Below are 23639 nucleotides of genomic sequence, written 5' to 3'. Positions count from 1 at the left end.
CGACTGTGGCCCGGCTTGCGACGCTGCGTCGAGTCCCGATCAGCGCGCGCGCCGCAGCGTCAGATTGATCCGCCCTCCGCCGGGGACCAACTGCGACGACCCCGCCAGCAGCCGGTCGATGCCGTGCCGCGCCAGCCTCGCCGGCCCCGTCAGGGCGCAGACGTCGCCGGAGGCCAGCTTCAAGCTCTGCGTCCGACCGCCCTCGGCCGGACCGATGCGGAACACCGCCGTATCGCCCAGCGACACCGACAGGACCGGCGCGCTCAGGTCGGCCTCGTCGCGATCCTGATGCAGACCCATCTTCGCCTCGCCGCGATAGAGGTTGACCAGACAGGCGTCGGGCGGCGCGGGCCAGCCGGTCAGGACGTCCCACAGGTCGAGCAGGGTCTGCGGCATCGGCGGCCAGGGCGCGCCGGTCTCGGGATGGGTCGGCTGATAGCGATAGCCCGCTCGGTCCGAGACCCAGGCCAGCGGCCCCATCCCCGTCATCTCGACCGAAAAGGGCCGCCCGCCCGGCGTCACGGGGCGATAGAAGGGCGCCGCCTCCGCCGCCGCCAGCACCTCGGCCAGCAGAGAGCCTTGCGCCGCCGCGTCGAGCGCGCCGGGCCAGAGGCGAAAGCCGGGCAGGCCGGTGGGGGTTTCGCGGGGCGAGGACATCCTCCCCATCTAAGACCCTTCTCCCGATGGGAGAAGGTGGCCCGCAGGGCCGGATGAGGGGCGTCGATCGCCGTCGGCGTAAGCCGTTGCAGAGGCGGGATCACGGCTTTCGTCGACTGACATCTTGCCCCCTCACCCTTTCGCCGGGCGGATCGCCTTCGGCTCTCCGAGGCTCAACCCCTCTCCCATCGGGAGAGGGGTTAAAGAGGGAAACGCCACCGAATCCGCCCCGAACCGCACGAAACCCTTGCAGGCCCTGCGGTCTTTCCCATATCCGGGCCAGTCTGGAAGAAGCCCCGCAATGGCTGGGGCTTTCGACCGAAACCATTCAACCCGCCCGACCGGACGACCGGAACGGCTTTCAGCCCAACTGGGGGCGGTCACGCGCGGCGCTTTTCGAAGGCCGCCGCATCGCCCGCCGCAAGGAGTGAAAAGACAAGCTCATGGCCAAGATTATCGGCATCGACCTCGGCACGACCAACTCGTGCGTCGCCGTCATGGACGGCAAGAACCCCAAGGTCATCGAAAACGCCGAAGGCAACCGCACGACCCCGTCGGTCGTGGCGATCCAGGACAGCGGCGAAGTGCTCGTCGGCCAGCCTGCGCGTCGCCAGGCGGTCACCAACCCGACCAACACCTTCTTCGCCATCAAGCGCCTGATCGGCCGCAATTTCGATGACCCGGTGGTGGCCAAGGACAAGGGTATGGTGCCCTATGAGATCGTCAAGGGCCCGACGGGCGACGCCTGGGTGCGCGCCCACGGCAAGGACTATTCCCCGCAACAGGTTTCGGCCTTCACCCTCGGCAAGATGAAGGAGGCCGCGGAGGCCTACCTCGGCGAGACCGTGACCCAGGCCGTCATCACCGTTCCGGCCTACTTCAACGACGCCCAGCGTCAGGCCACCAAGGACGCCGGCAAGATCGCCGGCCTGGAAGTCCTGCGCATCATCAACGAGCCGACCGCCGCTGCTCTGGCCTATGGCCTGGAGAAGAACGAAGGCCAGAAGATCGCCGTCTATGACCTGGGCGGCGGCACCTTCGACGTCTCGATCCTGGAGATCGGCGACGGCGTCTTCGAGGTGAAGTCGACCAACGGCGACACCTTCCTGGGCGGCGAGGACTTCGACCTGCGTCTGGTCGACTACCTGGCCGACGAGTTCAAGAAGGAGCAGGGCGTCGACCTGCGCTCCGACAAGCTGGCTCTGCAGCGCCTGAAGGAAGAAGCCGAGAAGGCCAAGAAGGAGCTGTCCTCGACGGCTCAGTACGAGGTCAACCTGCCGTTCATCACCATGAACGCCTCGGGCCCGCTGCACCTGAACATCAAGCTGTCGCGCGCCAAGCTGGAAGCCCTGGTCGACGACCTGATCCAGCGCACGATCGAGCCCTGCGCCAAGGCGCTGAAGGACGCGGGCCTCAAGGCCTCGGACATCGACGAAGTCGTCCTGGTCGGCGGCATGACGCGCATGCCCAAGGTCGTCGAAGCCGTGAAGGCCTTCTTCGGCAAGGAGCCGCACAAGGGCGTGAACCCTGACGAAGTCGTGGCCCTGGGCGCCGCCGTTCAGGCCGGCGTTCTGCAAGGCGACGTCAAGGACGTGCTGCTGCTGGACGTGACCCCGCTGACCCTCGGCATCGAGACCCTGGGCGGCGTCTTCACCCCGCTGATCGAGCGCAACACCACCATCCCGACCAAGAAGAGCCAGGTCTTCTCGACCGCCGACGACAACCAGTCGGCCGTGACGATCCGGGTCTTCCAGGGCGAGCGCCCGATGGCCTCGGACAACAAGGTCCTGGGTCAGTTCGACCTGATGGGCATTCCGCCGGCGCCGCGCGGCATGCCGCAGATCGAGGTCGCCTTCGACATCGACGCCAACGGCATCGTCCACGTCACCGCCAAGGACAAGGCGACCAACAAGGAACAGTCGATCCGCATCCAGGCCAACGGCGGCCTTTCGGACGCCGACATCGACAAGATGGTCAAGGAAGCCGAAGCCAACGCCGCCGCCGACAAGGTCCGCAAGGAACTGGTCGAGGCCACGAACGGCGCCGACAGCCTGATCCATTCGACGGAGAAGGCCCTGTCGGAGCACGGCGACAAGGTCGACGAGGCGACCAAGGCGACCATCCAGTCGGCCCTGGACGACCTGAAGGCGGCCAAGGACAGCTCGGACCCCGAAGCCATCCGCGAGAAGACCAACACCCTGGCCCAGGCCTCGATGAAGCTGGGCGAGGCCATGTACGCTGCCCAGCAGGGCGCCGGTGAAGACGGCGCTTCGGATGACGCCCCCGCCGACGACGGCGTGGTCGACGCCGAGTTCGAGGAAGTCTCCGACGCGGACGACGACAAGAAGAACGCGTAAAACCTGATCCTCCCCCGTCCTTTACGGGGGAGGGGGACCGCCGCAGGCGGTGGAGGGGGCGGCTTCGGGCGTCATCGCTTGGGGCTCGCCCCCTCCACCACTTTGTGGTCCCCCTCCCCCGCTAAAGCAGGGGAGGATTACGGCTTCACGACGCGGGGCCGTTTCATAAAACTTGCATCATTCGACCGGGCGCCCATGTCAGCAGGCATGGTCATTTGGTCATCCGCGCACGCACGATCCTCGGTTCGAGAAGGACGGCGGACATGGCGGGAAAGTAAGAGGACGAACGCCTGATGGCGCAGCGTGACTATTACGAAATTCTGGGGGTCGAGCGCACCATCGACGCGCCCGGCCTGAAGTCGGCCTATCGCAAGCTGGCCATGACCCACCACCCGGACCGCAACGGCGGCTCGGAAGAATCCCTCGCCAAGTTCAAGGAGATCTCCGAGGCCTATACGGTCCTGTCGGACGATCAGAAACGCGCGGCCTATGACCGGTTCGGTCATGCGGGCGTGAACGGCGGCGCCGGCGGCGGCGACCCGTTCGGACGCGGCGGCGGCCAGGGCTTCCACGACATCAACGACATCTTCTCCCAGGTCTTCGGCGACGCCTTCGGGGACGCCTTCGGCGGCCGAGGCGGCGGGCGCCAGCAGCAGGGCGGACCGCGCCGCGGCTCGGACCTGCGCTATGACCTCGAGATCACCCTGGAGCAGGCCTACAAGGGCGCCGAGGTCGAGATCGCGGTTCCCACCACCATGACCTGCGAGGTCTGCGACGGTTCGGGCGCCAAGGCCGGGACCAAGCCCACGATCTGCTCCACCTGCGGCGGCGCCGGGCGCGTGCGTCAGGCCAACGGCTTCTTCCAGGTCGAGCGCACCTGCCCCCGCTGCGGCGGCTCGGGCGAGATGATCGCCGACCCCTGCGGAACTTGCAGCGGCCACGGCCAGGTCCGCAAGAACCGCCAGCTCAACCTCAAGATCCCCGCCGGCGTCGACGACGGCTCGCGGATCCGCCTGTCGGGCGAGGGCGAGGCGGGGCAGCGCGGCGGCCCGCGCGGCGACCTCTATGTCTTCCTGTCGGTGCACGACCATGAATTGTTCGAGCGCGACAACCTGGACCTGCTGGTCACGGTGCCGGTGCCGATGACGGTGGCGGCCCTGGGCGGGACCGTGGACGCGCCCTGCCTGGTGTCCGAGGCCTGCGACGGCAAGTGCAAGGCCACGGTCGAGGTGCCGGCGGGCGCCCAGACCGGCAAGACCGTCCGCATCAAGGGCAAGGGCATGCCCCACCTGAACGGCCGCCAGCGCGGCGATCTGGTGGTCGAGTTGTTCGTCGAGACCCCCGCCGATCTGACCCCGCGTCAGAAGGAGCTGATGCAGGAACTGGCCGCCTCGTTCGGCGAGAGCCAGAACCCGCGCAACACCACCTTCGCCGGCAAGGCCAAGCGCTTCTGGGCCGACATCCTGGGCGGCGACGCCGACAATCCGAAAGAGACTGCGTGAGCGACATCTTCCACGCCGGCATTTCCGGCGCCCGGGGCCGCATGGGCCGCGCCGTTTCACAAGTGCTGGACGCCCGCGAGGACGTGGTGGTCGCCGCCCGGTTCGACCGGGGCGAGACGCCTGGCCTGAACCTGTGCGACGTCATCATCGACTTCTCGACGCCGGAGGCCTCGGTCGATCTGGCGAAAGCCTGCGCCGAGCGCGGCGGTCCGGCCCTGGTCATCGGCTCCACCGGCCTGTCGCCGGAACAGGACGCCGAGATCGAGGCGGCGGCGGAGAAGATCGCCATCGTCCGCAGCGGCAACTTCTCGCTGGGCCTCAACATCCTGATCGGCCTGGTCGAGCACGCGGCCCAACGTCTGGACGGCCGCGACTGGGACATCGAGGTGCTGGAGACCCATCACCGGCGCAAGGTGGACGCCCCTTCGGGCACCGCCCTGATGCTGGGCGAGGCCGCCGCCAGCGGCCGAGGCCGCGATCTGGAAGACCTCAAGACCGCCCCCTATGACGGCATCACCGGCCCGCGCGAGCCGGGCAAGATCGGCTTCGCCTCCCTGCGCGCCGGCGGCGTCATTGGCGAGCACACGGTGCTGTTCGGCTCGGAAGACGAGCTGCTGACCCTGTCGCATTCGGCCATCGACCGTTCCCTGTTCGCCAAGGGCGCCGTCGCCGCCGCCGCCTGGGTCCGCAACCGCCGCCCTGGCCTCTACGACATGCAGGATGTTCTGGGTTTTCGTCAGGCGTAGAGCCTGACGGGCGCTATCGCGCGCGACGCGGTCGCGCGGTGCTTGAGCGCAAGGTTTGCTTTCCCTCGAAGGGGAGGGGGTCAGTCCCGCATGGTCCTGAGCGCGCCCAGCCGGGCGAAGGCCAGGGTCAGGGCCTTCCGGCGCGCAGGGGCCAGCGGCGTGGCGGGGGCGTCGCGCACCACGGCCCCGCCGAAGCCGTCGGCGACGATCAGGCCCGGTTCGTCCGGCAGGACGGCCTGGGGAAATTCGGGCGCGACGGCGAAGAAGAAGGCGTCGCAGAACGGCCCGTACTCCTGCCATTTGCGGTCGACGCGATAGTCGTCGATCCCAGACTTCACCTCGCAGATGATGATGTCGCCCCTGGGTCCCAGGGCCATGACGTCGGCGCGCCGCCCGTTGGGAAGGCCCACCTCCAGCAGCGGCGCATAGCCCATGTCCAGCATCAGCCGCGCCGCCCCGCGCGTCACCGACAGGGTGGTCTCGGGTCGGCTGAAGACCAGTTCGACATGCAGGGCGGAGGCGGCCATGCCGCCTTTATGTTCCGCCTATGTTCCTATCGCAAGCGCTGGCGGTTGGCGCGCCACTGATCCCGCGTCTGACCCCACAGATTGACCTTGTGGTGCTGGAACGGCGGCGGCATGACGCCCGGGCCTTGATTGCTCGAACCGAGGCGCAGGGCGACCTTCTCGGAGCCCTGATTGTCGGGGTCGATGCAGTGGATGACGTCGGGCCAGTCCAGGACGTCGAAGGCGTAGTCCATGGTCGCGGCGGCGGCCTCGACTGCATAGCCCTTGCCGGTCGCGTCGCGGTGCAGGCTCCAGCCCACCTCGCGGCCCGGCCAGTCATAGGGGTGCAGCGGCCCGATCCGACCCTGCCAAATCCCCGTCGCCTTTTCGATCACCGAGAACATCCCCTCGCCCTGCAAGGCCCACATGCCGGCGATGGAGGCGATGTTGCGCCAGACCTCGTGCTTGGACTGCACCCCGCCGATGAAGCGGGTCGTCTCCGCATCGCTCATGAAGTCGGCCCAGCGGGGGAAGTCCTCCAGCGTCGGCGGGCGCAGGAACAGGCGTTCGGTCTCCAGCGTCGGCCCCAGAGGCGAGGTCGGACGCTCGATCACAGCAGATACTCCCGCTCCAGGGCGTAGACGCTGCCGTCCTCGGTCAGGACGCTGGAATAGAGGCCGAAGCGGTCGATGCGGATCGGCGGCGATTTCAGCAGGTTGTGGCCGGCGATCCAGGCTCCGATGCGGTCGGGGTTCGTCTGCGGCTTCAGATAGGCCAGGGTGACGTGGGGCCGGTATTCGCGCCGTTCCGGCGGCACGCCCGCGCGCTCGCCTGCCGAGCGACAGCGCCCGGCCAGGACGTTCAGCGGCTCCGACGGCTCCAGTCCCGCCCACAGGGTGTGGGTGCGGTGGGCGTCGCCGAAGGCGCCCACGCCCTTCAGCGTGATCTCGAAAGGCCCGCCGCCCTCGGCCCGGCTCAGTTCCGAGGCCAGATCGTCGGCCGTGCGCTCGTCCGCGTCGCCGTAGAAGGCCAGCGTCACATGCAGGGCGTCCAGCGGCCGCCAGCGCGCGCCGGGCAGGCCGGATTGTCGTCGCTGAAGGGTCTCGGCGACGTCCTCGGGAATGGCGACGGCGGTGAACAGGCGCAACATGCGACCCTTGGTAGCGCCCGGAACGCGATGCTGGAAGTCGGGTTTTCCTTGCAAGACGGCTCGTCCGTCCCGATATTTCCAGCCAAGGTCGGCGCTTGCTGGCCATATTGGAGAGAATTTTCGCGATGAGCGACTTCAACAAGGGCTATGCGCGCCCGCTTCCGCAGTCGGCGGACATGTCCGTCGACGCCGGTCTGCGCGCCTTCATGCTGGGCGTCTACAACAAGCTGGCCCTCGGCCTCGTGGTCGCCGGCGCCCTGGCCTACGTCACCGGCAATTTTGAGCCCGTGCAACGCCTTCTCTATTTCCAGGCGGCCAACGGCCGCATCGGCCTGACCATGCTGGGGATGATCATCCAGTTCTCGCCGCTGGTCATGCTGTTCGGTTCGATGTTCTTCATGAAGAACCCGACGGCCAAGGGCGTGAACATGCTCTACTGGGCCGTGGTTTCGACCATCGGCGCGGGTCTGGGCGTCCTGTTCCTGCGCTACACCGGCGGTTCGCTGGCCTCGACCTTCTTCGTCACGGCGGCGGCCTTCGCGGGCCTCAGCCTGGTCGGCTACACGACCAAGAAGGATCTGACCGCCATGGGCAGCTTCCTGATCATGGGCGTGATTGGCCTGGTCATCGCCTCGATCGTCAACATCTTCATGCAGTCGGGCACGATGTACCTGATCATCTCGGGCCTCGGCGTCCTGATCTTCTCGGGTCTGATCGCCTATGACACCCAGCGCCTGAAGATGACCTACTACGCGCTCGGCGGTAATCAGGAAGCCATGGGCGTGGCCACGGGCTTCGGCGCCCTGAGCCTGTTCATCAACTTCGTGAACCTGTTCCAGTTCCTGCTGGCCTTCATGGGCGGCAGCCGGGAATAGAAGAGCATCTTAGCGCGCTATGGCCGTGACGCGGTCACGGCCGACTTGAGCGCTGGCCTCAAGTAGCCCGAAGGGCGATAGGCCCAAAAAGAATGAAGGCCCCGGCGGAAACGTCGGGGCCTTTTTCTTACCTCGTCATCCCGGCCGTAGCCGCAGGCGAAGAGCCGGGACCGCCCAGGACATCGCCATCAGTGCTTTTTGCGGTCCCGGATAGCGGCGACGCCGCTTCCGGGATGACGGTTCACTCCACCACGCTGAACTTGCGGCTGTCGAACACCCGCAGCACCTGGGCCAGGTCGCGGCCGCGCTTCAGCACATGGCCGCCTTCGCCGATCACGGCCCATTGCCCCTGTTTCAGGCGCAGGGCCGGGCGCTTCTCGATCCGGTAGAGCGGGGCGTCGCCCGAGCGGCGGAAGACGGCGAATTCGGCCACCTCCTTGTGGCCGATCATGGCGTAGTCGCGCCATTCCCCGGCGGCGACCATGCGGCCATAGACCCGCAGCATCAGGCCCAGCTCCTGCCGGTCGAAGAAGACCGGCCCGGCCTGCGACGCGTCTGAACTGTGCAGATCAAGGCTCATCACCCTTCAACTTAGGAGGCTCCGCGCCGAACGCCAGCGGCGCCGCGACTTGTCACCCGCGCCGCACCCGTCCAAAAGGCGGAACAAGTTCTAGATACGGAGACGACCCATGGCGACGAGCGAAGGCTGGGATATGCCGACCGGCGAACTCATGAAGGGCAAGAAGGGCCTGATCATGGGGGTCGCGAACTCCAGTTCCATCGCCTGGGGCATCGCCTCGCAGCTCGCCGCCCAGGGCGCCGAGCTGGCCTTCACCTACCTCGGCGAAAGCCTTGAGCGCCGCGTGCGCCCCCTGGCCGAGAGCGTCGGCGCCAAGCTGCTTATCCAGGCCGACGTCACCGACGACGCCTCGATGGATGTCGCCTTCGCCGAGCTGGAAAAAGAGTTCGGCACGATCGACTTCGTCGTCCACTCGGTGGCCTTCGCCAACAAGGACGAGCTGAAGGGCTCCTTCGTCGACAACACCACCCGCGACAGCTTCCTGCTGGCCATGAACATCTCGGCCTTCAGCTTCGTCGACGTGGCCAAGCGTTCGGCCAAGCTGATGCCCAACGGCGGCTCGATGATCACCCTGACCTACCTCGGGTCCGAGCGGGTCATCCCCAACTACAACACCATGGGCGTGGCCAAGGCCGCCCTGGAAGCCGCGACCCGCTACATCGCCCGCGACCTGGGTCCGAAGAACATCCGCGTCAACGCCATCTCGGCGGGCGCGATGCGCACCCTGTCGCTGGCCGGCATCTCGGGCGGGCGCGGCCTGCACTCCAAGTCGGCCCAGTTCTCGCTGATCAAGGAAGAAACCTCGATGGAAGGCGTCGCCGGCGCCGCCCTGTGGCTGTGCTCGGACCTGGGCCGCTCGACCACGGGCGAGGTCGTCCACGTCGATGCCGGCTTCCACGCTGTCGGCCTGCCGGACGACGTCGAGGGCTGAACCCGTCCGGGTTCGGAACAAGATCAAGGGCCGCCGGGCGCACCGGCGGCCCTTTTTGCTTTCAGGGCGCCGCAGCCCGGCCTAGCTTCGCTGCATGAGTTCGTTGCGCCTGCCGCCCCCCGCCAGCTTCTCCGCCGCCGCCGTGGCGACCGTCATCGGCTTCGGCGGCACCGTAGCCCTGGTGGTGCAGGCAGGACAGACGCTGGGGGCCTCGCCCGCTCAAATCATCTCCATGGTCACGGCGCTCTGCCTCGGCATCGGCCTGCCGGGCGCGGTGCTGAGCTGGCGGCTGAAGATGCCTGTCGTCCTGGCCTGGTCGACGCCGGGCGCGGCCCTGCTGGCGGCCTCGACGCTGGAGTTGGGCTGGAGCACCGCCGTCGGCGCCTTCGTCATCGCCGGGCTGCTGATGGTGCTGACGGGGCTGATTCCAGCCCTGGGACGGCTGGCCGAGCGCATTCCGGCGGCGGTCGCCTCGGCCATGCTGGCGGGGGTGCTGCTGCCCTTCTGTCTGAAGCTGTTTCTCGTCTTCCCCACCGACATGGCGCTGGCGGGAGGCCTGTTGGCGGTCTTTCTGATCATGCGCCGCGTCGCCGCCGCCTGGGCCCTGCCCGCCGTTCTGGTCGCGGCCTTTGCGGTCCTGGCTCTGCGCGGTCAGGTCGGCCTGCCCGCCGGGACCGGCCTGTTCGGCCAGCTGTCGCCGGTCACGCCCGCCTTTGACTGGAAGGCGGCGATCAGCCTGGCCCTGCCGCTTTATCTGGTGACGCTGGCGTCGCAGAACCTGCCCGGCCTGGTGGTGCTGCGCGCCGCCGGATACGCCCCGCCCGCCGGAAAGCTGATCTTCTGGGGCGGGCTGACCAGCACCATACTGGCCCCCTTCGGCGCCCACGGCGTCAATCTGGCCGCCATCACCGCCGCGATCTGCACCGGACCCGAGGCCCACCCGGATCAGGACCGGCGCTGGACCGTCGGCGTCATCTACGGCCTGTTTTACCTAGTCGTCGCCCTGTTCGCCGCGCCGCTGGCCGGCCTGTTCATCGCCATGCCGACGGGGGCGCTGGCGGGCATCACCGGCCTGGCCTTGATCGCGCCGCTGACGGGGTCGCTGAGCGGCATGATGGGGGTGGTCGAGGATCGCGAGGCGGCGGTGCTGACGTTCGCCGCCACGGCGTCGGGGGTGGCCCTGTTCGGGGTCGGGTCGGCCTTCTGGGGCCTGGCGGTCGGCTTCGTCGCCCTGGCCGCGCGGCGCTGGATCCGTCCGCGCCGCCTCTGAACTGATCACGGCACTGTGAGCGAACGGCGGCTTTCCACGCCAAGCCAGACTGTGAGAGCGTCGCCCCTGGTCGACACCCGGCCCAGCAGAGAGGCGACGATGGCGCACAAGTTCGAAGTCTATCAGGACAAGGCCGGCGAGTTCCGCGTCCGGTTCAAATACAACTCCGAGATCATCTTCTCGACCGAGGGCTATTCCGACAAGTCGGGCGCCAAGCGGGCCATCGAGTCGATCAAGAAGCACGTCGGCGACGCCCCGACCGAAGAAGTCTAAAGTCTACGGGGGCGCGACGTCCGCGCCCCCGCCATATCTCTACGGTCGCGCCGGGATGTGCAGCCCGCGCTGCACCGCCGGTCGCGCCAACCCCCGCTCCAGCCAGGCGGCGACGCGCGGGAAGTCCTTAAAGCCGACCAGATCGCCCGCCTCATAGAAGCCGATCAGGTTGCGCACCCAGCCCAGGATGGCGATGTCGGCGATGGTGTAGTCGTCGCCCATGATCCAGTCGCGGCCCTCAAGACGACTTTCCAGCACGCCCAACAGACGCCGGGACTCGGCGACATAGCGGTCGCGCGGCCGCTTGTCCTCGAACTCCCGCCCGGCGAACTTGTGGAAGAAGCCGAGCTGGCCGAACATCGGACCGATCGAGGCCATCTGGAAGAAGACCCATTGCAGGGTCTCGTAGCGCGCCGCCGGATCGGCGGGCAGGAACCGTCCCGTCTTCTCGGCCAGATAGACCAGGATGGCCCCGGATTCGAACAGGGGCAGGGGCCTGCCGCCCGGGCCGTCGGGGTCGATGATGGCCGGGATCTTGCCGTTGGGGTTCAGCGACAGATAGTCGGGCGTCCAGGTCTGGTTCTGGCCGATGTCGACCAGATGCGGCTCATAGGCCAGGCCCAGCTCCTCCAGCAGGATGGAGATCTTGACCCCGTTCGGCGTCGGCAGGGAATAGAGCTGCAGCCGCTCGGGATGGGCCGGCGGATACTGGCGGGTGATCGGAAAGGCGGACAGGTCGGCCATGGGGCGCTCCGGGCGGGTTGAACCTCCCATGTTGGAAGCCAGACCGTCCGCCGCAATAGCCACCGCGTCTGTGGCGGTAAATCAGCCCTCGTCGCGCTCGTCCACCTCGGTGGGGCGCACGATGCGCAGCCAGCCCTCAGCGATACGCAGGTCCGGCGTCGCCTCACGGGTGAAGGGCAGGTACCAGGTCGGACCGCCTTCCTTCGGGGCGATCTCCAGCATGTCCGAGGCGCCGAAATTCTGCACCGACTTGACCGTGCCGACGGCTGTGTCGTCGAGATCGCGCGCCTCAAGGCCCACCAGATCGGTCAGGTAGAACTCGTCTTCCTCCGGCTCCGGCAGGCGGTCGCGCGGCACGAACAGTTTCTGGCCGCGCGCGGCGTCGGCCTGTTCCTTGACGGTGATCTCCTTGACCCGGGCCACCACCCCCGCCTTGTCGGGGCGGGCCGAGAGCAGGGTCAGGGCGGGCGTGCCGTCCGCCTTCAGCAGGGGCTGATAGTCCAGCAGGGCCATGGGGTCGGCGGTGAAGGCGGTGATCCGCACCTCGCCCTTTACGCCGAAGGCGCCGCCGACCTGGCCGACGAGGATCAGTTTTTCAGCACCGCTCATCGCAGGCTCCGTTTGGCAATTGTCAGGGCCAGATAGCAGAAAAGCAGCGCCCGGGATCGGACGCTGCTTTCCATTTCCGCATCCCGGTCGGAACCGGGAAGCCGAAGGGTTTAGCCCTCGGCGTTTTCTTCGGTGGCTTCAGCAGCCGGAGCTTCTTCAGCAGCAGCTTCAACCGGAGCTTCTTCGACGACCGGAGCGTTCTTGGCGGCTTCGGCGGCGGCGGCAGCTTCTTCCTTGGCGCGGGCGGCGGCTTCAGCAGCTTCGACCTTGGCGGCGGCTTCAGCTTCCAGACGGTCGGCTTCGCGCTGGGCGCGCTCGGCGGCGCGTTCCTGGGCCTTCTTGCCCGGAGCGCCCTTGTTCGGGTTGTTCGACTGGGTCCAGGCGACCTTGCCGACCAGGGCTTCGTCTTGCGACTGGCTGATGAAGCGCGCGACGCGGTCCGTCGGTTGAGCGCCCTTGGCCAGCCATTCCGAGATGCGGTCAGCCTTCAGCGTGACGCGCGGGGTAGCGCTGTCCTTGGGCAGCATCGGGTTGTAGCTGCCGACGCGCTCGATGAACTTGCCGTCGCGCGGGGCGTGCGAGTCAGCAACGACGATGTAGTAGTAGGGGCGCTTCTTGGCGCCGCCGCGGGCCAGACGAATCTTCAGCATTTTCAGTCTCTTTCTAGAAAGTCGAAATCAGTTCTTTTTCGGGAAGCCCGGCAGGCCCGGAAGGCCCCCCGGAAGTTGTCCGCCGCCCAGTCCGGCGAGCCGGTCCTGAATGGCTTTCATTTCGTCGGCGCTGGGTTCGGCCATCTTGCCGCCGCCCAGGGCCTTGAGGCGGGCCATGTCGGGGCCGCCCATGCCGGGGAGGCCGGGCATTCCGCCGCCGCCTCCGCCGAGGCCGCCCATCATGGCGGCCATCTTCTGCAGGTTCTTGCCGCCGCCCTTGGACAGGGACTTGACCATGTCGGCCATCTGCCGGTGCTGCTTCAGCAGGCGGTTGATGTCCTGGACCTCGACGCCGGCGCCGGCGGCGACGCGCTTCTTGCGGCTGGCGTTCAGCAGGTCGGGCTTCTTGCGCTCGGCCTTGGTCATGGAGCTGATGATGGCTTCCTGACGGGCGATCATCTTGTCGTTGACGTTGCTGTCGGCCATCTGGGCCTTCAGCTTGGCCACGCCGGGCAGCATGCCCATGATGCCCTGAAGCCCGCCCATCTTCTTCATCTGCTGCAGCTGGGCGGCCAGGTCGTCCAGATCAAACTGACCCTTGGCCAGCTTGCGGGCCATCTTCTCGGCCTTGGCCTGGTCCAGCTCGCCCGCGGCCTTTTCGACCAGGGCGACGATGTCGCCTTGCCCCAGGATGCGGCCGGCGACGCGGCGGGCGTCGAAGACGTCCAGGGCGTCGACCTTTTCGCCGGCGCCCAGATACTTGATCGGCAGGCCGGTGACGGCGCGCATCGACAGCATGGCGCCGCCGCGGCCGTCGCCGTCGGCGCGGGTCAGCACCAGGCCGGTCAGCGGCAGGCGCTCGTGGAAGGCGGCGGCGGTGCGAACCGCGTCCTGACCCGTCAGGCTGTCGGCGACCAGCAGGGTCTCGACCGGATTGGCGACGCGGGCGACCTCGGCCACCTCGGCCATCAGGGCCTCGTCCAGCGTGATGCGGCCGGCGGTGTCGAGGATCAGGACATCGAAGCCCTGGAGTTTGGCCGATTGCAGCGCGCGCTTGGCGATCTCGACCGCCGACTGGCCCGCCACGATGGGCAGGGTCGCGACCTCGATCTGCTGACCCAGGGTCGCCAGCTGCTCCATGGCCGCCGGACGACGCGTGTCCAGCGAGGCCATCATGACCTTCTTGCGGTCGAACTTGGTCAGGCGCAGCGCCAGCTTGGCCGAGGTCGTGGTCTTGCCCGAGCCCTGCAGGCCGGCCATCAGGATCACGGCCGGCGGTGCGGCGTTGATATTGATCGGGGTCGGCTCTTCGCCGCCCAGCATCTCGACCAGACCGTCATAGACGATCTTGACCACCTGATCGGCCGGCTTGACCGAACGGATGACCTCTTCGCCAGTCGCCTGTTCCTTGGCGCGGCTGATGAAGTCCTTGACCACCGGCAGGGCGACGTCGGCCTCGAGCAGGGCGACGCGGACTTCGCGCAGCGCTTCCTCGACATCCTTTTCGGACAGGGCGCCGCGGCCGGTGATCCGGTCGAAGACGCCTGTCAGTCGCTCGTTCAGAGCCTCGAACATTCAAAACCTTTCATGCGCGAACCTTGACCTCCATAGAGAAACGGCCTCTGGCGACGATCACGTCGGCAGAGGGTCCTCGCCTGCCTCGTCCCGATCGAGCGGGGGTCGTGCAGGTGGAGGCGCAGGTTCAATTGCGCCGGAAGCCGCGGCTTATGGAGCATCCGCGAGCAAATGTCGACTCTCGCGTCGGAGCCTCAACAACCGCACAAAGGGTTTCAGCGTTGACCGTTGGGACTAGCCGGTTCGGATTCCGCTGATACGGTTCCGCTTCCAGCCTCCCCGCTGAAGGATGATGCGATGATCCAGGCCGCCGACGATGCCCTGCGCGACGAGGTCCGCCTGCTGGGCGCCCTGCTCGGCGAAGTGATCCGCGACGAGGGCGGGCAGGAACTCTACGACCGTATCGAGGCGGTGCGTCAGGCCTCGGTGGCCTATCACCGCGACCCGGCCTCGCATGACGCCTCGCAACTGGAGGCTCTGCTGAAGGACCTGTCGCTGGATCAGGCCATCGGCCTGACCCACGGCTTCGCCGCCTTCTCCCTGCTGGCCAATGTCGCCGAGGACCGGGCGGGCAAGCGCCGTGCGCGCGAACAGGTCGAGGCCGGCGAACGGGCCGACACCCCCGAGGGCGCGCTGAATCGGCTCGATGCAGCCGGTGTGAACCGAGCGGCGGTGCGCGACCTGCTGTCCCAGGCCCTGATCTCGCCGGTCCTGACCGCCCATCCGTCCGAAGTGCGCAGGAAGAGCGTCATCGACCGCATCGCCGCCGTCGGCGCCCTGCTGGACGGCTGCGACCGCGACGGGATCGCCTGTTCGCCTGCCAGGTTGAAGGCGGCCCTGCGGCGCCAGATCGTCATCCTGTGGGCCACGCGCCTGACCCGCGCCTCGGGTCTGGTGGTGCAAGACGAGATCAACACCGTCACCGACTGGCTGCAGCGCATCTTCCTGCGCGTCGCCCCGGCCCAGCTGGCCCAGTGGCGCGCCCTGCTGGACGCGCCCGACCTGCCGCCCTTCGTCCGCATCGGCACCTGGGTCGGCGGCGACCGCGACGGCAATCCCAATGTCGACGCCGCGGTGATGAGCGCCGCCTTCCGCACCCAGTCGCGCGCCGTGCTGCGCTTCTATCTGGAGGAGGTGAACGCCCTGGGCGAGGAGCTCAGCCTCTCGGCCGACCTGACCGCCGTCACGCCCGAACTGGCGGCGCTGGTTGGAACCTCGGGCGACGCCTCGATCCAGCGCGCGGACGAGCCCTATCGCCGGGCGCTGAGCCAGATCTACGCCCGACTGTCGGCGACCCATCTGGCCCTGACCGGCGGCCCCGCCCCCCTGCCGGCCCAGTTCGACGCCCCCGCCTATGCCGGCCCCGCCGCCTTCCGCGCCGACCTGGCCGTGCTGCACGACAGTCTGGTGCGCACCCACGGCCCCGTCTTCGCCGACGATCGGTTGGCGCGGCTGATCACGGCGGCCGACGTCTTCGGCTTCCACATGGCGACGCTGGACCTGCGTCAGAACTCCGACGTGCATGAGCGGGTCGTTGCCAACCTGCTGAAGGTGGCGGGCGTCTGTCCCGACTACGCCGCCCTGGACGAGGAGGCCCGTCTGTCCCTGCTGGCCCGCGAACTGGCCAACCCCCGGCCTCTGTTCTCGCCCTATGCCGTCTATGCCGCCGAGACTCTGAAGGAGCGCGCCATCCTGCAGGCGGCGGCCCAGGCCCTGGCCGCCTTCGGCCCGCAGGCGATCCGCACCCATATCGTCTCCAAGACCGACGCGGCGTCCGACATGCTGGAGGTCTATCTGCTGCTGAAGGAGGTCGGCCTCTACGACCCCGCCGATCCCGCCGCCTGTCCCATCCAGGCCGCGCCGCTGTTCGAGACCATCGAAGACCTGCGCGCCTCGCAGCCGACGCTGGAGCGGGTGCTGGCCGAGCCGTCGGCCCGCGCCGTCGCTGTCGCGCGCGGGGTGCAGGAGGTCATGATCGGCTACTCCGACAGCAACAAGGACGGCTCTTACCTGACCTCGGGCTGGGAACTGCACGAGGCCTCGCGCGCCCTGCTGGACGTGACCCGCGCGGCGGGGGTCCGTCTGCAGCTGTTCCACGGTCGCGGCGGCGCCGTCGGGCGCGGCGGCGGGTCATCCTTCTCGGCCGTTCTGGGCCAGCCCGCGGGGACGGTGGCCGGGCGCATCCGCGTCACCGAACAGGGCGAGGTCATCGCCAACAAGTACGGCGAGCCGGAGGTGGCGCAGCGGAACCTCGACGCCCTGACCTGCGGGACCCTGCTGGCCTCGCTGGGGCCGCAGACCGACGCCGGCTACAGCGCCGAGCACGGCGCCACGGCGGCGCGGCTGTCGGCCGCCTCGATGAAATCCTATCGCGCCCTAGTCTATGAGACGCCGGGCTTCGTCGACTATTTCCGCGCCGCCACCCCCATCGCCGAGATCGCCGACCTGAAGATCGGTTCGCGCCCGGCCAGCCGTTCGACCTCGACCGCCATCGAGGATCTGCGCGCCATTCCCTGGGTGTTCAGTTGGTCGCAGTCGCGGGTCATGCTGCCCGGCTGGTTCGGCTTCGGCTCGGCGGTCCAGGGCGAGGACCCCGCCGAACTGCGCGACATGGCGGCCGCCTGGCCCTTCTTCCGCACCGTGGTCCAGAACATGGAGATGGTGATGGCCAAGGCCGACATGGCCATCGCCCTGCGCTACTCAAGGCTGGTTCCGGACGCGGCGCTTGCCGAGCGCATCTACGGCGCCATCCACGCGGAGTGGGACCGCACCCGGTCCGCCGTCCTGTCGATCACCGGCCACGACGACCTGCTGGGCGGCCAGCCCGAACTGGACCGGCTGATCCGCCAGCGGATGCCCTATGTCGAGCCGCTGAACCACGTGCAGATCGAGCTGATCCGCCGTCGGCGGGCCGGCGATGACGACCCGCGCGTCCGCAACGGCATCCTGCTGGCCATCAACGGGGTGGCGGCGGGCCTCAGGAACAGCGGCTGATCACAGCCACCGGGTCCGCTTGAAGGTGACGTAGAGGCCGACGCAGATGGCGGCGATCAGCCCCAGCACCATTGGGTAGCCATAGGTCCAGCGCAGTTCCGGCATGTAGTCGAAATTCATGCCGTAGATCCCCGCCACCGCCGTCGGCGTGGCCAGGATGGCGGCCCAGGCGGCCAGCTTGCGGGTGATGACGCCCTGACGCTGCTGCTCCAGCAGGTTGGAGACTTCGAACACCGTCGACAGGATGTCGCGCAGCGACGCCGCCCGGCTGGAGACGCGCCGCACATGGTCGGCCACGTCGCGGAAATAGGGGCGGACCTCGCGGTCGATGCAGGGCAGGTCCAGCGACTGCAGCTTGTTGGCCACCTCCTCCATCGGGCCGAGCACGCGGCTGAACTTCAGCAGTTCGCGGCGCAGCTGGAACAGGCGTTTGATGTCGGCGCGCGACAGGAAGCTGTCCAGCGCCCGCTGCTCCATCTCCAGCACGCTGTCCTCGATGTCATCGACGATGGGCACATAGGCGTCGACGATGAAGTCCAGCACCCCGTGCAGGATGAAGTCGGCGCCGTGTTTCAACTGCAGCGGCGAGGCTTCCAGCTGGGCGCGCAGCTGGGTGTGGGCGCGGGCCGAGCCGTGGCGAATGGTGATGACGTAGCGCGGCCCCACGAAGACGTGGGTCTCGCCGTACCAGATGGCGTCGTCGGCCTTCTGGGCGGTGCGGGCGACGATGAACAGCTCGCTGCCATAGACCTCGATCTTGGGCATCTGATGCGCCGACAGCGCATCCTCGACCGCCAGAGGATGCAGGCGGAAGCGCCGCACCAGCCCTTCGAACTCGTCGGTCGTGGGTTCGTAGAGACCGATCCACAGATACTCGCCGGGCTTGAGGTGCAGCCCTTCATCGGTCAGCGGCGCTTCGCGAACGCGCTGGCCGTCCTTGTAGACATAGGAGGCGACGACCGGCATGCGAACTCATCCTTGTTGGGCCGCGGTCAGAAGGCTCCGCCTTGGCTGCTTCGCGCCGCCCTTCGGGTCTCGACCCGACGCGGCCCGCGACACGGCCAAGGCTACGCCACCTCAGCCGGAATAGAAAAGGGCCCAGCGGATCGCTCCACCAGGCCCTCTCCAACTTTATCGCCCAACGGGCCTCAAGTAGCCCGAAGGGCGGTAGGCCCACCTCTTACGAAGTGGGGAAGCCGCGCACCTTGAGCAGGGCCGTCACGTCTGGGTTGCGGCCGCGGAACTGGCGATAGGCGTCGCCGCGGTCCGTGGTGTTGCCGGGCGCCAGGATGATCGACTTGAAGCGGCCGCCGATGTCCGGGTTGAAGACGTCGCCCGACTCCTCGAAGTAGGCCCAGGTGTCCGCGTCCATCACTTCCGACCACAGGTAGGAGTAGTAGCCGGCCGAGTAGGCGTCCGAGGTGAAGAGGTGGTTGAACTGCGGCAGGCGGTGCCGCATCACCATCTCCTTGGGCATGCCCAGACGCTCCAGCGAGGCCTTCTCGAAGGCGGCGATATCGGTCGGCGGCGTGGCCTGGGTGTGCAGGTCCATGTCGACCATGGCCGAGGACAGGTAGCTGACCGTGGCGTAGCCCTGGTTGAAGGTCGAGGAGGCCTCGATCTTGTCCACCAGCGCCTGCGGCATCGGCTGCTTGGTCTCGACGTGCTTCATGTAGCCGTCGAGGATCGGGCGGCTCAGCACCCAGTGCTCGTGCACCTGCGACGGATATTCCACGAAGTCGCGCGGCGTGTTGCCGAACGAGGGATAGGTCACGACCGACGAGAAGTAGTGCAGGGCGTGGCCGAACTCGTGGAACAGGGTCTCGGCGTCGTCCAGCGAGATCAGCAGGGGTTGACCGTCCTCGGCCTTGACGAAGTTGTTGTTGTTCGAGGCCAGGATCGGCTTGGCGCCGGTCAGGGTCGAGAAGGACCGATAGGTGGTCATCCAGGCGCCCGAACGCTTGCCCGGACGGGCGAAGTCGTCGGCGTAATAGAGGCCGATCAGCTTGCCGCTGGCCTTGTCCGTGACCTCATAGGTGGTCACGTCCGGCTCGAAGGTCGAGACCGCGCCCTTGGCCAGTCGGGTGAAGACGAAGCCGTACAGGCGCTCGGCCATGTAGAAGGAGGCCGCGCGCACCGCGTGCAGTTCGAAGTAGGGCTTCAGCTCGTTCTGATCGAGGTCGTACTTGGCCTTGCGGACCTTCTCGGCGAAGTAGAGGTAGTCCCAAGGCTCGATGTCGAAGCCGGCGATCGCCTTCATGTCGGCGACCTCTTCGGCGACGCGGGCCTTGGCCGGGGCCCAGACGCGCTGCATCAGCTCGGACGCCGCGGCCGGGGTCTTGGCCATGGTGTCCTGCATCCGCCATTCGGCGTGGTTGCCGAAGCCCAGCAGCTTGGCGCGCTGCTGACGCAGGGCGACGATCTGGGCGATGGTCGCCTTGGTGTCGTTGGCGTCGCCGTTGTCGCCGCGCTTGACGAACTTCTTCCAGACCTGCTCGCGCAGGGCGCGATCGTCGGCGAAGGTCAGGAAGGGATCGACGCTGGAGCGGGTGTTGACGATGGCCCAGCCCTGGACGTTGCGGGTGCGGGCGGCGGCGGCGGCGGCCGCCTTGTTCGAGGCGGGCAGGCCCTTCACGCCGGCTTCGCTGGCGATGACGGTCCAGGTGTTCTCGTCGGCCACCACCTTCTGGCCGAAGCCAGTGAAGGCGTTCGACAGGGCGGTGTTGATGCGGCCCAGTTCGGCCTTGCCGGCGGCGTTCAGGGCGGCGCCGTTGCGCACGAAGGCGTCGCGGCTGCGCTCGGCCAGACGCTTCTGCTGGGCGTTCAGGCCCGCGGCGTCGGCGCCGTCGGCCACGGCCTTGATGCGGGCGAACAGCTTCTCGTTGAAGGTGATTTCATCCGAGGCGGCCGACAGGATCGGCGACAGCTCGGTCTCCAGCACGTCCCACTGCTCGCCGCCGATGTTCGACGTCATGACGCTGAAGACGTTCATGGCGCGGTCCAGCGGTTCGCCGACCAGCTCCATCGCCACCAGGGTGTTGGCGAAGGTCGGGGCCTCGGCGTTGTTCGCGATGGCGGCCACGTCGGCGCGTTGCAGCTCGATGCCTTCCAGGATGGCTTGGCGCATCTTGGGCGCGCTCACCTTGTCCCACGGGGGCACGCCCTCATAGGGGCCGGTCCAGGGCTGCAGCAGTTCGGCGCGCGGCGCGGTCGTCGGCAGGACGGCGCGGCCGATGCGGGCTTCGTCGGCGGTCGAGAGGGCCGCAGCCGATCCGGTCATTCCGTTCTCCATGGCGCCGGCGGAGGCGCAGCCCGTCAGGGCGAAGAGGCTCGCGCCTCCGATGAGAAGATGGCGTCTGTGCATCCGGTTCTCCCAACCTTTGAGCAGTGTCGCGCGACCCTAGGCGCGCTTGGCCGGGCCGTCACATGAAGCCGATGTAATCCTAACTATTGGACGACGGAACCCCGGCGGTCTAAAGCCCGCCTCATGGCGATAGGCGTTTTTGACTCCGGCGTGGGCGGACTGACGGTCCACCGCGAACTCACGACCCGCTTTCCGACGCGGGACTTCATCTATCTGGGCGATCAGGCCCACGCCCCCTATGGCGGGCGCGGCGGCGAGGACATCGTCGAACTGACGCGCGCGGGCTGCGAGCGTTTGTTCGAGGCGGGGGCCTCGGTCGTCGTCCTGGCCTGCAACACGGCCTCGGCCATCGCCCTGCGCCGCCTGCAGCAGACCTGGATTCCGGGCATGCGCGAAAAGCTGGGCCGGCCGGTCAACGTCCTGGGCATCATCGTCCCGACCATCGAGGCGGCCACCGGCCTGCCCTGGTCCTATGAGGCCGAGCGCAACGGACGGCTGGAAGGCGAGAAGAAGCAGGCGATCGACGTCACCGGCGTCTTCTGCACCGCCGCCACGGCCATGAGCCGGGTCTATGAGATCGAGATCGACAAGCGCCGCGAGGACCTGGCCGTCTTCACCGAGCCCTGCCCCGGCCTGGCCGGCCTGATCGAACTGGGCGCCCCGGCCGAGGAACTGAAGGTGGTGGTCGACGACCACGTCGACGCCCTGCGCCGCCGCATCGGCCGCCACCCGGACAAGGCCATCCTGGGCTGCACCCATTATGAGATCGTCGCCGACCTGTTCGCCGACGCCCTGCCGGCCGGGGTCCAGGTCATCAGCCAGCCGACCGCCGTGGCCGACTCGCTGGAACGCTATTTCGAGCGCCACCCGGAATATGAGCTGGGCTCGTCGGGCCGCCGCGACTTCCTGACCACCGGAACGCCGGGGCCGCAATCGGACCTGATCGCCCGCTTCTGGGGCGCGCCCCTGACCTTCACCGCCGCCTGACTATTCGGCGGAGCGCGCGCGTCGCTGGCCGAAGGTCGGGGCCCGTTCCTTCTGCTGCGCCCAATAGGCCGGGCCGTCGTCGGGCTTGAACATGGTGCGCGGCACGCCGTTGCGGTCCGTCACGGCGAAGGTGTTGGTCGAGGCCTGGTAATAGAGGGTGTCGCCGTTCGGGCGCTTGACCGTCTCGGTCCCGCGCGGCGCCGCCTCGGTGAAGGTCCGCACCTTCTGCAGATAGTCGTCCGCCGACTTGGCGCCGAAGGCCGCGCCGTTGCGCTCATACAGGCGCTGGACCTTGGCGTCGGCGGTTTCGCGCCGGTTGGCCGTGACCGGGGGCTTGACCTCGGGCGCCGCCTCAAGGGCCTCGCTTTCGGGCGCCGCCGCCGAGATCAGGGCGACCGGCTCGGCCGCCGCCCGTTCACGGGTCTCCACCGCCGAGCCGCCGCTGTCGCAAGCCCCCAGAACCAGCGCCGCGAGCGCCGCCGTCGCCATCTGAATCCGCATGGGTCGTCCCTCCCTGAAAAGCCCGCCGAACGCAGTTAGGCATAAACTATTTGTTCTGGCAATGTTCCAGAATCGCGACATGCCGAAACGCGGCTTTGTCTCGACGGCGTCATGCGGCGCCGCTACAGATTCCCCATGACCGCATCCTCGCTTTCCGGCCGCAAGGTCCTGCTGATCGTCGGCGGCGGCATCGCCGCCTACAAGGCGCTGGAGCTGATCCGCCTGCTGAGGAAGGCCGACGCCGAGGTGATGACGGTGCTGACCAAGGCCGGGGCCGAGTTCGTCACCCCCATGTCGCTGGCGGCCCTGACTGGCCGTCCGGTGCGCCAGGACCTGTTCATGCCCGAGGACGAGACGGCCATGGGCCATATCGAGCTGTCGCGCTGGGCCGATCTGGTGGTGGTGGCGCCGGCGACGGCGGGGCTGATCGCCAAGGCGGCCAACGGCCTGGCCGACGATCTGGCCTCGACCACGCTTCTGGCCACCGACAAGAAGGTGCTGCTGGCCCCGGCCATGAACGTGCGGATGTGGCTGCACCCCGCGGTGAGGGCCAATGTCGAGCGGCTCAAGGGCTTCGACGGCTTTCACGGCGTGGCGGTGGTCGGTCCCGACGACGGGGAGATGGCCTGCGGCGAGTTCGGCCCGGGCCGCATGGCCGAGCCGCCCGTCATCTTTGACGAGATCGCCCGTCTGCTGGCCGGACCTGACGGCCGCCCGCTGACGGGCAGGACCGCCGTCGTCACCGCCGGACCCACGTTTGAACCGATCGACCCGGTGCGCGGCCTGACCAACCGCTCCAGCGGCAAGCAGGGCTACGCCGTCGCCGCAGCCCTGGCCGAACTGGGCGCCGAGGTGACCCTGATCTCCGGCCCGGTGGCGCTCGACGCCCCGGTCGGCGTCACCCGCGTCTGGGTCGAGGCCGCGACCGAGATGAAGGCCGCCGTCGAGGCCCGCCTGCCCGCAGACATCGCCGTGATGAGCGCCGCCGTCGCCGACTGGCGCGTCGACGGGATCGCCTCGGGCAAGATCAAGAAGAAGCCGGGCGGCCCGCCGTCGCTGGCCCTGATCGAGAACCCCGACATCCTGGCCGGCGTCTCGGCCCCCGGTCCGAAGCGTCCGAAACTGGTGGTCGGCTTCGCCGCCGAGACCAGCGATCTGGAAGCCAACGCCCGCGCCAAGCTGTCGAAGAAGGGCTGTGACTGGATCGTCGGCAACGACGTCTCGGGCGAGGTCTTCGGCTCGGACGGCAACGCCGTGACCCTGTTCACCCAGGGCGGCGCCGAACCCTGGCCGCGCCAGTCCAAGACCGAGGTGGCGAGAAAGCTCGCCCACCGCATCGCCGATCACTTCAAGGCCTGAGAGATCCCT

22 protein-coding genes are annotated in these 23639 nt (G+C 68.3%); 10 read left to right on the top strand and 12 right to left on the bottom strand.

Annotation, left to right across the window (positions count from 1 at the left end):
• Nucleotides 1-39 precede the first annotated feature (39 nt).
• A complete protein-coding gene (locus tag AC3IS2_RS13795; protein WP_489198354.1) occupies nt 40-657 on the bottom strand; it encodes an alpha-ketoglutarate-dependent dioxygenase AlkB in 618 nt (205 codons plus the stop codon).
• Between the two features lie 443 nt (nt 658-1100).
• Here AC3IS2_RS13795 and dnaK point away from each other — a divergent pair, with 443 nt between their 5' ends.
• From dnaK to dapB, 3 genes are all read left to right on the top strand, one after another.
• On the top strand, nt 1101-3014 hold the full coding sequence (dnaK, locus tag AC3IS2_RS13790) for a molecular chaperone DnaK (protein ID WP_489198353.1): 1914 nt from the start codon (nt 1101-1103) through the stop codon (nt 3012-3014).
• A gap of 293 nt (nt 3015-3307) precedes the next feature.
• Nucleotides 3308-4516: a molecular chaperone DnaJ gene (gene dnaJ / locus AC3IS2_RS13785; RefSeq protein WP_489198352.1), complete on the top strand. Its 1209-nt coding sequence runs from the start codon at nt 3308-3310 to the stop codon at nt 4514-4516.
• Nucleotides 4513-5262, top strand: a complete 750-nt coding sequence (dapB, locus tag AC3IS2_RS13780) for a 4-hydroxy-tetrahydrodipicolinate reductase (RefSeq protein WP_489198351.1) — start codon at nt 4513-4515, stop codon at nt 5260-5262. Before dnaJ ends, dapB begins: the two co-directional genes overlap by 4 nt.
• Before the next feature lie 80 nt (nt 5263-5342).
• Here dapB and mmcB read toward each other — a convergent pair whose 3' ends face one another.
• From mmcB to thpR, 3 genes are read right to left on the bottom strand one after another with little or no spacing between them, the layout of a single operon-like run.
• Nucleotides 5343-5789 (bottom strand): DNA repair putative endonuclease MmcB, encoded by a 447-nt coding sequence (mmcB, locus tag AC3IS2_RS13775; RefSeq protein WP_489198350.1) that lies wholly within the window; start codon nt 5787-5789, stop codon nt 5343-5345.
• A 26-nt stretch (nt 5790-5815) separates the two neighbouring features.
• A complete protein-coding gene (locus AC3IS2_RS13770; RefSeq protein ID WP_489198349.1) occupies nt 5816-6382 on the bottom strand; it encodes a GNAT family N-acetyltransferase in 567 nt (188 codons plus the stop codon).
• A complete protein-coding gene (gene thpR / locus AC3IS2_RS13765) occupies nt 6379-6918 on the bottom strand; it encodes an RNA 2',3'-cyclic phosphodiesterase (RefSeq protein ID WP_489198348.1) in 540 nt (179 codons plus the stop codon). Before thpR ends, AC3IS2_RS13770 begins: the two co-directional genes overlap by 4 nt.
• A 125-nt stretch (nt 6919-7043) precedes the next feature.
• Here thpR and AC3IS2_RS13760 point away from each other — a divergent pair, with 125 nt between their 5' ends.
• Complete coding sequence (locus AC3IS2_RS13760) at nt 7044-7793, top strand: Bax inhibitor-1/YccA family protein (RefSeq protein WP_489198346.1); 750 nt, start codon at nt 7044-7046, stop codon at nt 7791-7793.
• A 241-nt stretch (nt 7794-8034) separates the two neighbouring features.
• Here AC3IS2_RS13760 and AC3IS2_RS13755 read toward each other — a convergent pair whose 3' ends face one another.
• Complete coding sequence (locus AC3IS2_RS13755) at nt 8035-8373, bottom strand: DUF2794 domain-containing protein (RefSeq protein WP_489198345.1); 339 nt, start codon at nt 8371-8373, stop codon at nt 8035-8037.
• 133 nt (nt 8374-8506) lie between these two features.
• Here AC3IS2_RS13755 and AC3IS2_RS13750 point away from each other — a divergent pair, with 133 nt between their 5' ends.
• The 3 genes from AC3IS2_RS13750 (at nt 8507) to AC3IS2_RS13740 (ending at nt 10847) form a co-directional block, all read left to right on the top strand.
• Nucleotides 8507-9304, top strand: a complete 798-nt coding sequence (locus AC3IS2_RS13750) for an enoyl-ACP reductase FabI (RefSeq protein WP_489200158.1) — start codon at nt 8507-8509, stop codon at nt 9302-9304.
• A 94-nt stretch (nt 9305-9398) separates the two neighbouring features.
• On the top strand, nt 9399-10574 hold the full coding sequence (locus tag AC3IS2_RS13745; protein ID WP_489198344.1) for a benzoate/H(+) symporter BenE family transporter: 1176 nt from the start codon (nt 9399-9401) through the stop codon (nt 10572-10574).
• A 99-nt stretch (nt 10575-10673) separates the two neighbouring features.
• Nucleotides 10674-10847 carry a YegP family protein gene (locus tag AC3IS2_RS13740; protein WP_114817138.1) on the top strand — a complete coding sequence of 58 codons (174 nt, stop codon included), beginning with the start codon at nt 10674-10676 and terminating at the stop codon, nt 10845-10847.
• Nucleotides 10848-10886: 39 nt separating this feature from the next.
• Here AC3IS2_RS13740 and AC3IS2_RS13735 read toward each other — a convergent pair whose 3' ends face one another.
• The 4 genes from AC3IS2_RS13735 to ffh all read right to left on the bottom strand — a co-directional run bounded on the left by AC3IS2_RS13735 (nt 10887) and on the right by ffh (nt 14425).
• Nucleotides 10887-11591 carry a glutathione S-transferase C-terminal domain-containing protein gene (locus AC3IS2_RS13735; protein ID WP_489198343.1) on the bottom strand — a complete coding sequence of 235 codons (705 nt, stop codon included), beginning with the start codon at nt 11589-11591 and terminating at the stop codon, nt 10887-10889.
• Between the two features lie 81 nt (nt 11592-11672).
• Nucleotides 11673-12200, bottom strand: coding sequence for a ribosome maturation factor RimM (rimM, locus tag AC3IS2_RS13730; protein WP_489198342.1), 528 nt, complete (start codon nt 12198-12200; stop codon nt 11673-11675).
• 110 nt (nt 12201-12310) lie between these two features.
• Complete coding sequence (gene rpsP, locus AC3IS2_RS13725; RefSeq protein ID WP_489198341.1) at nt 12311-12850, bottom strand: 30S ribosomal protein S16; 540 nt, start codon at nt 12848-12850, stop codon at nt 12311-12313.
• A 27-nt stretch (nt 12851-12877) separates the two neighbouring features.
• Nucleotides 12878-14425, bottom strand: a complete 1548-nt coding sequence (ffh, locus tag AC3IS2_RS13720) for a signal recognition particle protein (protein WP_489198340.1) — start codon at nt 14423-14425, stop codon at nt 12878-12880.
• Between the two features lie 297 nt (nt 14426-14722).
• Between ffh and ppc the strand changes: the two genes are divergently transcribed.
• Nucleotides 14723-17419, top strand: coding sequence for a phosphoenolpyruvate carboxylase (gene ppc / locus AC3IS2_RS13715; protein WP_489198339.1), 2697 nt, complete (start codon nt 14723-14725; stop codon nt 17417-17419).
• On the opposite strand, the gene corA is transcribed toward ppc, so the two are convergent.
• Nucleotides 17420-18385, bottom strand: a complete 966-nt coding sequence (gene corA / locus AC3IS2_RS13710) for a magnesium/cobalt transporter CorA (protein WP_489198338.1) — start codon at nt 18383-18385, stop codon at nt 17420-17422. It abuts the gene before it with no gap.
• 214 nt (nt 18386-18599) lie between these two features.
• Nucleotides 18600-20699, bottom strand: a complete 2100-nt coding sequence (locus tag AC3IS2_RS13705) for a M3 family metallopeptidase (RefSeq protein WP_489198337.1) — start codon at nt 20697-20699, stop codon at nt 18600-18602.
• 207 nt (nt 20700-20906) lie between these two features.
• Between AC3IS2_RS13705 and AC3IS2_RS13700 the strand changes: the two genes are divergently transcribed.
• Nucleotides 20907-21770, top strand: coding sequence for a glutamate racemase (locus AC3IS2_RS13700; protein WP_489198336.1), 864 nt, complete (start codon nt 20907-20909; stop codon nt 21768-21770).
• Here the strand turns inward: AC3IS2_RS13700 and AC3IS2_RS13695 are convergent, their stop codons facing one another.
• Nucleotides 21771-22271 (bottom strand): S-type pyocin family protein, encoded by a 501-nt coding sequence (locus AC3IS2_RS13695; protein WP_489198335.1) that lies wholly within the window; start codon nt 22269-22271, stop codon nt 21771-21773. It lies immediately after the preceding gene.
• A gap of 135 nt (nt 22272-22406) precedes the next feature.
• Here AC3IS2_RS13695 and coaBC point away from each other — a divergent pair, with 135 nt between their 5' ends.
• Nucleotides 22407-23630 carry a bifunctional phosphopantothenoylcysteine decarboxylase/phosphopantothenate--cysteine ligase CoaBC gene (gene coaBC, locus AC3IS2_RS13690; protein WP_489198334.1) on the top strand — a complete coding sequence of 408 codons (1224 nt, stop codon included), beginning with the start codon at nt 22407-22409 and terminating at the stop codon, nt 23628-23630.
• The last annotated feature ends 9 nt before the right edge of the window (nt 23631-23639 follow it).

This window comes from Brevundimonas sp. KH_025, assembly GCF_057839885.1.
Note: the sequence above shows the minus strand (reverse complement) of the source record. Positions and strands in the feature narration are given on the sequence as shown.